The following is a 6409-nucleotide window of genomic DNA, read 5'->3' on the forward strand; positions in this document are numbered from 1 at the left end:
CTTGCTCGCTTCATCTGTCCGTCCTTGCTCAGGCCGGACTCTAACTCCATCTGGCGGAAATACTCAGGGGCAGGTCACCGCCTCTCAGCGGTCGACGATTGCGTCCGTAATCGGCTCGTGCCAGCCAGCCGATTGGCTGATCGCTTAGCCGGAGTGAGGGCCGATGGAGGTCAACCGTGCTTGGAAGAACGAACCTGAGCCGCACGCAGCGTCCTGAGGAGGCGATTTTGTTCGTTGCCAACGATGGATATGCCTTCGTCGACGCCCATGCCAGGTTTGGCCAGCATCATATCAGCCTGGGTGGCGACTGCGACATTCGTGGATACACGTGCCGACAGATCCGTTTCGACGCAACTGCCGCCTAAGAAGGCGCCGACACAATGCGCCTTGCAATGTAAAACGCCTTGTACGATATCGGCAATGCTTCCGACATCGGGCGCCTTAATATGAATCATATGAGCCGCACGGCATTTTGCAAAGTTCTCAATGTCATCGATGGTATTGCAGTGTTCGTCGACCACGATCCTGGCGGATGAGCCAAGCCGCTCCAACTGCTGCACAATTTCGACGTACCCGTCCAACTGCAATTTTGCTGACCCATAATCTACAGGCGACTCGAGACTTAATTGGAATGGGCTCACGCTGTCGGCTGCTCGGGCAATGAAGTCGCCGATATCCACGGGGGAAAGACCAATTTCCGAGCCGACCAGGCCGTAGACGTCGAAATGGAGGGCTGGAATGTATTCTTCGCCCCCAAGTATCCGCACACGCTTGGCGACCCACTTCGCAAATTCTAGGAAAGTTTCGCCTTTGGGGCCAAACTTTTCTCGCGAATTGATGAGGCCGTGGGGTAGCACGTCAACGCGTCGCAGGACCATTTTGTCGACGTTGATGTGCCGCTGGTCTCCACTCTGGGCATACAGTGGCACGGGCCTTTCAGAAACAGGGAGATTGAACTCGCGACAGATAATCTCGGCCATTGTGCATCGATATGTATGTGCAGTCGCCTGAAGGAGCGCCTGACTGAGGCCATAAGAGACAGCAAGCGGCAATCGCTCGCCATCAACCTTCAGGCTAGCCGAGCATGCATCGACAAACGATGCGACCGACAATCCCTTCAGTCGTGGCACGACCACGCGATTCGTCAATTCCATGATCGCGTCGGTCTGGAACACCGCATCGCGCCCACCAGCGCCAGCGTATTGGACGCTCATCATATCGCCCCATACGATAGTGCCGTCGGACAATATTAAACCGACGCTGAGTGCGCCAGCCGGCATGCGAATGCTTGAGAACCCGGGCGTTCGCGCCTTCCCCTTGTAAGTGAAGCCGTCAATAGCCGTTCCCTCCCGAATGGCTAATTGGTCGTCATAGAAGAAGGCTCCTTGGATCGGGACAAGTAAGACATCAGAAACTGAGAGGTTTTCGGTCATCATCTATCTTCCAGTTCTGTTAATGAGTTTTAAACTCTGAAAGGCTCGAAAGCCCTCTTGCCCCCCCTCATGGCCGTATCCACTATCGCCCGTACCCGTGATGGGGACGTCAGGCGCGACCCCCTTCAAGATGTTGATGCTCACGCTCCCGCCCGAAAGGCGCTCGACCACATCACGCTGCGTCTTTTCTGATAACGTGAATACATAGGAAGCAAGACCGTAGGAACTAAGATTGGCCAGTTCGATTGCTTGATCTAGGGTTTCGAACGGCGCTATCGCCAGAATTGGTCCAAAGGGTTCCTCCGACATGATCCTCGCGGCACTCGGCACGTCGGTAAGGACGGTTGGCGGCCAGAAGTAGCCCTTCCGCTCCAACGGGTGTCCTCCCAAGGCCAGACACGCGCCTTTTTCAACAGCATCTTCGGTGAGGCGTTGCATGCGTGCAGGTCCTTGTGGACCAATCATTGGACCCATCTGTACGTCCGGATCTTCTCCTGGCCCAACGCGTATTTCGGCGGCGAGCCCTACCAGTTGCCGCGCGAAATCCAGGTAGCGGGATCGTTGGACGAAGATCCGGCTTGGAGCGTTACAGCTTTGGCCAGCATATTCAAACTTGTACTCACAGATAGCGCGTACGGTAGTTGAGATATCGGCGTCCTCGAACACCAGCACTGGCGAGTGCCCTCCGAGCTCCAGTACGCATGTCTGGAGATTTCTGGCGGCGAGCACTGCGAGCTCCTTTCCAACGCGCGTCGAACCAGTGAAAGTGACCATACGAACCTCCGGCGATCCCAAGAGGTGGGTAGAGATCATCGGCGGATCGCCAAACACGAGGGCAACAACCCCGCGGGGCACGCCGGCTTCGTGCAGAGCCTCAATGATCGCTACTGCCGCGGCGGGTGCTTCTTCTGCAGCCTTGAGGATGACGGTGCAGCCAGCTGCAAGAGCGGGCGCAAGCTTCCGCGCCGTGATCACGGCGGGATAGTTCCATGGCGTAAATGCTGCAACGACGCCGACCGGATCGTAAAGCAGAGTACGGAGCTCGTCGATATGAACAGGCTTGCAGAGCTCCTCAGCCTGCCTTGCATTCCACAGGAATGTTTCCAGGCTGCGGTCGAGCTCATCACTCGCTTCCGACAAAGTCTTGCCTTGTTCGCCCACCATCTGCCGCACTGTATGCGGAATCTTGCGCGCGAGAATCTCCGCAGTTCGTCGAAGAATCGCCGCCCGTTGCGAAACATCCGTTTTTGCCCACGGGTCACGTTCCCGGACCGCAGCGGCAAGACACCGACCAAGGTCGACTAGTCCGGCCACTGGGATCCTTGCCACAGCCTTTTCTGTTGAAGGGCTAACAATGTCCCTTGTTCCCATTACGCCGTCTTGCCAAATGCCGTCGATAAAGAGCCGGTATATCTCCATTCCCTTAATCCGGTAGAAGCCCCGCCGGTTGAGAAGCTTTCATTTCCTTCGGCGTTGGCGTGCTGACCAAAGATCAATTTCCGCCGCCGCCGAGAATTGGTGTCTCGCCCTAAGAATCTCTTCAGTATTTTGGCCAGTTCTTGACGCGGTGCAGCAGTCCTCCTTGTTGACAAGCTATGAGGCGCCGCGTGCCTCGGTCTCAGCGCACGTCTGCTCCGTCTGTATCCGCACCGAACAAAGAGCCCCTCCGCAATTGGCAGCGGTGCTGACAGATTAGTATCCGAGACCAGGGTTTATTGGAGCGCCCCGAATAATCAGGATAATGCGGGTCATACGACCAGCGAGATAGTTCATTAAGGGTATTTCCGTTGAGAACTATGATGATGCAGCTGCAACGTCGAGGTTTAGGTCCACCAGAGAACAAGGTCCGGCCGCGCAAACCCAAAAAAGTTGTTCAGCAGAAGGCGACGTTTTTCATTGCCTGACTGTGGAGTGACCCCGTGTATAAAGCCGCCATCGATCAGTGCGATATCTCCGGCCTTGAGCTGGAGGTCTTGAAAGGGAATGGCCTCGAGATAACCGGACGAATAGGGATAGCCAGTAGTCTCCACGCCCTGCGACTTTCGGTCAGTGGCCGTCGGCCTGTGACTCCAGATGCGCAGGTCGCCACCTTTCTCCGGCATGCTGATATATAGGTTGAGAGCGAGGACAGTGTTGTTCGCCACCACAGGAAGTTCGCAATCGTCGCCGGCATATAGGACTTGAGCAACGTCGTCATGAGGCTCCAAGGCGTACTGGCCATTGCCAGACCAGCAGAAAGCCCGGCAAATGTTCGACTGACCGTGCTCCGAACGGGCCAAACGCAATTCAATGCCCTGATTGCGAAGCTCGCGCTTCAATGCGTCGAATAATCCGCGGAGCGGGTCGACCAAGCTACCTAAAAGGGCGTCGACAAACGGCCGCGCATGTTCCGATTCTGCAAAATAGGTGGCTGCATCCTTTCTGTAGTGAGATGCGCCAACATATTGTCCGGGAACGCCATCCTTGCGCTCCTTGAGACCGAGGCTGCGGGTAAAGTTCGCGCTGATCTCTTCGGCGATTTCGAAACTGAAGGCTTGCTTGATGTGTAAGCCGGTAATTTCCCCCTTTAGGGCGGAGATGATCTCGGCTGTGCTAATCGAGCCGGTCCGTTCTCTGATCGCAAGAGGCGATATGGCTGGTGTTCGAGAAACTTGGGTAGTTTCCATTGGCTTTCTCCCGTGGGCGTGATGAAAATATGGGTCGGTACGATCGAGTTTGTTCATCGCACGTCGGCGTTTCGGCAACCCAAATTTACGAGGACCAATGTCTGCTGCGGAGACTGTAGGCGACTATATTGCGCTTGCATATTGTTGGCTCGCAATTGCTCCATTCTATGGGTTGTCCCCTCAAAGTAAGTGACTTGATGAACAAGCGCGCTCTTGGATTGTGCGACGCGTGGAACTGACAGCGGCCAAACGCGGCGTTATATTTCGGCGAATGGTTTGTTGCGTGATGCATATCTTGGTTCTGCTCAATTTATCGGAGAAACGCGAAGAACGAACCTATAAAGGCTGGTAGTCTTTCGGTGATCCAGAACAGCGTCTTCAGCGGTACAGCTACGCGCATCGCCCATTGCGGGCTTCTGAACGTCGTTCAGCCTTCCGGTGAGGGATTTCAAAGCTGAGGCATCGGGAGAGACTGAACTTGCGCCGCCGACATAATCTTTTGGTGGCACGCACCGACCTCTGTTCCTTCAATACTGATGATCTGCGTCTCTGAAGAGTGGCTGGGCTTCATGCTGGTCCTTTGTGGGCCGGAACTAACCAGAATTTGGATCAAGCCGGGGCAAGGTCACATTAGACGATGCTAACATCGACGCCGCTCCCAAGCAGTAGTGCCGCTGCGATGTGACGAAGCGCCTGAGCTGTAATGCGGCTCGATGTTCACGATCCGCGCGAAGCTTGGCGCGTGACGCTACGACCTTGACGAGCATTCAAATGCCAGCGAGAAGTGACCAAGGGAAATGGATGGTAGTAATATCCGAGTTGCGAGATCTGCCTGGCGGCCTCTCTTTGAAGGGGGCGTATCAGGAGCTCGCGGCGTCATGCGTCCGACGATCGCTCTCGGCATATTGTGTTCCTGCGTCATCGCGACAACGCTGAAATGCGCAGCATCCAGCAACTCAATGCCGGAGGCTCATAAGCCGTCAAATCCGGCTTCTTGCGCTCGGGGTGCGGAAAGCGTCTATCGTCGGCGTTAATGTGGACAGGTCGGTTTGGCCATACGCGCGCGCTGCGTTTGGCTGGCGACAAGGAGCTACTCAGGACAGACGGGCGAAAGCTCGCATGGGAAGGCTAAAGCACGATGGCATTAAGTTCGATAACCTGAGTTTTTGAGTAGTTGGCGCAATCGTCCGATGTGAAGACTTTGAGTGCGTGACCGATTGCGGCACAGTCCGCATCGACGGTTCGCGCGGCAGCTTTGCGCACGAGGCGCTTGGGCTCGGCAAAGACCCTGTTCGATCGGGCTCAGGTCGGGCGAGTATTTTGGCAGTAAGAAGAGCTTGGCGCCGACGACCGAACGGATGAGTTGGCGAACTGCTTTGCCCCTGTGGCTGCCCAGGTTGTCTAAGACGACGATATCGCCTGATCGAAGGACGGGCAGAAGCACCTTCTCGACATAGGTGCGAAAGCTCAGTCGGTCCCTCGATGAGATCCGGTCATGGCGCAGGGCCGCCAGGAAGGTCGTGGTCTTCCAGCGACCGTGGGGAACCTTGGCGTGAAGTCTGCGCCCGCGTAGCGCCCATCCCCGCAAGGGCGCCACATCGGTCCTGGTCCAGGCCTCGTCGATAAAGACCTGCCATTCAGCTTCGAGGCGACCTCGATATTTTGTCCACTGGCCTCGCCGCCGCGCGACCTCGGGTCGATCGCGTTTGCCAGCCGCCACGCTTGAAATTGAGCTTCTCGGCATGCACGAAGTCCCGCACCGAGTGGTAGTCGACCTTCTGGCCGCGCTCGGCAAGCTCGGACACGAGAACCGCGTATGATGAAATCGCCATCCTTGATCCGCTGCGACAGCCAGACCGAGTGGTCTCCCGAAACTGCCTTCGGCTTGTGCCCGCCCATCTGACCAGGGCTCAATGCCGCCGGTCTCCTCGACCCGCTGCATCCAGCGGATCGCCGTGCTGATCGCTACCCCAAACCGCTTGGCTGGCTGATGCGGGACATCCCGCCCTCGATCGCGGCCACGACACGCTTACGGAGATGCAGAGAATAAGGCTTGCCCATCAATGCTAGCCTCCAATCCAGCCAGCATGATGAATCAGAAACTCGCTGATTTGGGAATCCCAATCGATTCAATCTAACCCCATCCCCCTTTTAGAAAGCACCGCCGCGCGCCGCAGAACGTGCGTCGATTTGGCGATGACGAGCGGGCCCCTGCTGTCAGGCGCTGCCAAACTCCTGAGAGCCTGACTGAAAAATGGGTGAGTGATCTCAGTGGGGTGTGATTCCATCGGATTTGCAAAGATTCGAGGG

3 protein-coding genes and 1 pseudogene are annotated in these 6409 nt (G+C 56.5%); all 4 read right to left on the minus strand.

The window, feature by feature from the left end; genetic code table 11:
* Positions 1-170: 170 nt before the first annotated feature.
* Positions 171-1433 (minus strand): methylaspartate ammonia-lyase, encoded by a 1263-nt coding sequence (locus Q2M23_RS42930; RefSeq protein ID WP_316399412.1) that lies wholly within the window; start codon positions 1431-1433, stop codon positions 171-173.
* A gap of 3 nt (positions 1434-1436) precedes the next feature.
* Positions 1437-2852 (minus strand): aldehyde dehydrogenase family protein, encoded by a 1416-nt coding sequence (locus Q2M23_RS42935; RefSeq protein ID WP_316399413.1) that lies wholly within the window; start codon positions 2850-2852, stop codon positions 1437-1439.
* 404 nt (positions 2853-3256) lie between these two features.
* The gene (locus Q2M23_RS42940; RefSeq protein WP_316399415.1) at positions 3257-4099 is read right to left on the minus strand and encodes a hypothetical protein; all 843 of its coding nucleotides are present in this window, start codon (positions 4097-4099) and stop codon (positions 3257-3259) included.
* Between the two features lie 1128 nt (positions 4100-5227).
* Positions 5228-6160, minus strand: a pseudogene (locus tag Q2M23_RS42945) (IS630 family transposase).
* Positions 6161-6409: the final 249 nt, after the last annotated feature.

It is taken from the genome of Bradyrhizobium sp. 33ap4 (genome assembly GCF_032654765.1).
Classification (GTDB): Bacteria; Pseudomonadota; Alphaproteobacteria; order Rhizobiales; family Xanthobacteraceae; genus Bradyrhizobium; species Bradyrhizobium australafricanum.

Excerpts from the sequence above, each read along its gene's own strand:
- Q2M23_RS42940 (WP_316399415.1), bottom strand. The coding sequence starts at position 4,099 with ATGGAAACTACCCAAGTTTCTCGAACACCAGCCATATCGCCTCTTGCG.
- Q2M23_RS42930 (WP_316399412.1), bottom strand. The coding sequence starts at position 1,433 with ATGACCGAAAACCTCTCAGTTTCTGATGTCTTACTTGTCCCGATCCAA.
- Q2M23_RS42935 (WP_316399413.1), bottom strand. The coding sequence starts at position 2,852 with ATGGAGATATACCGGCTCTTTATCGACGGCATTTGGCAAGACGGCGTA.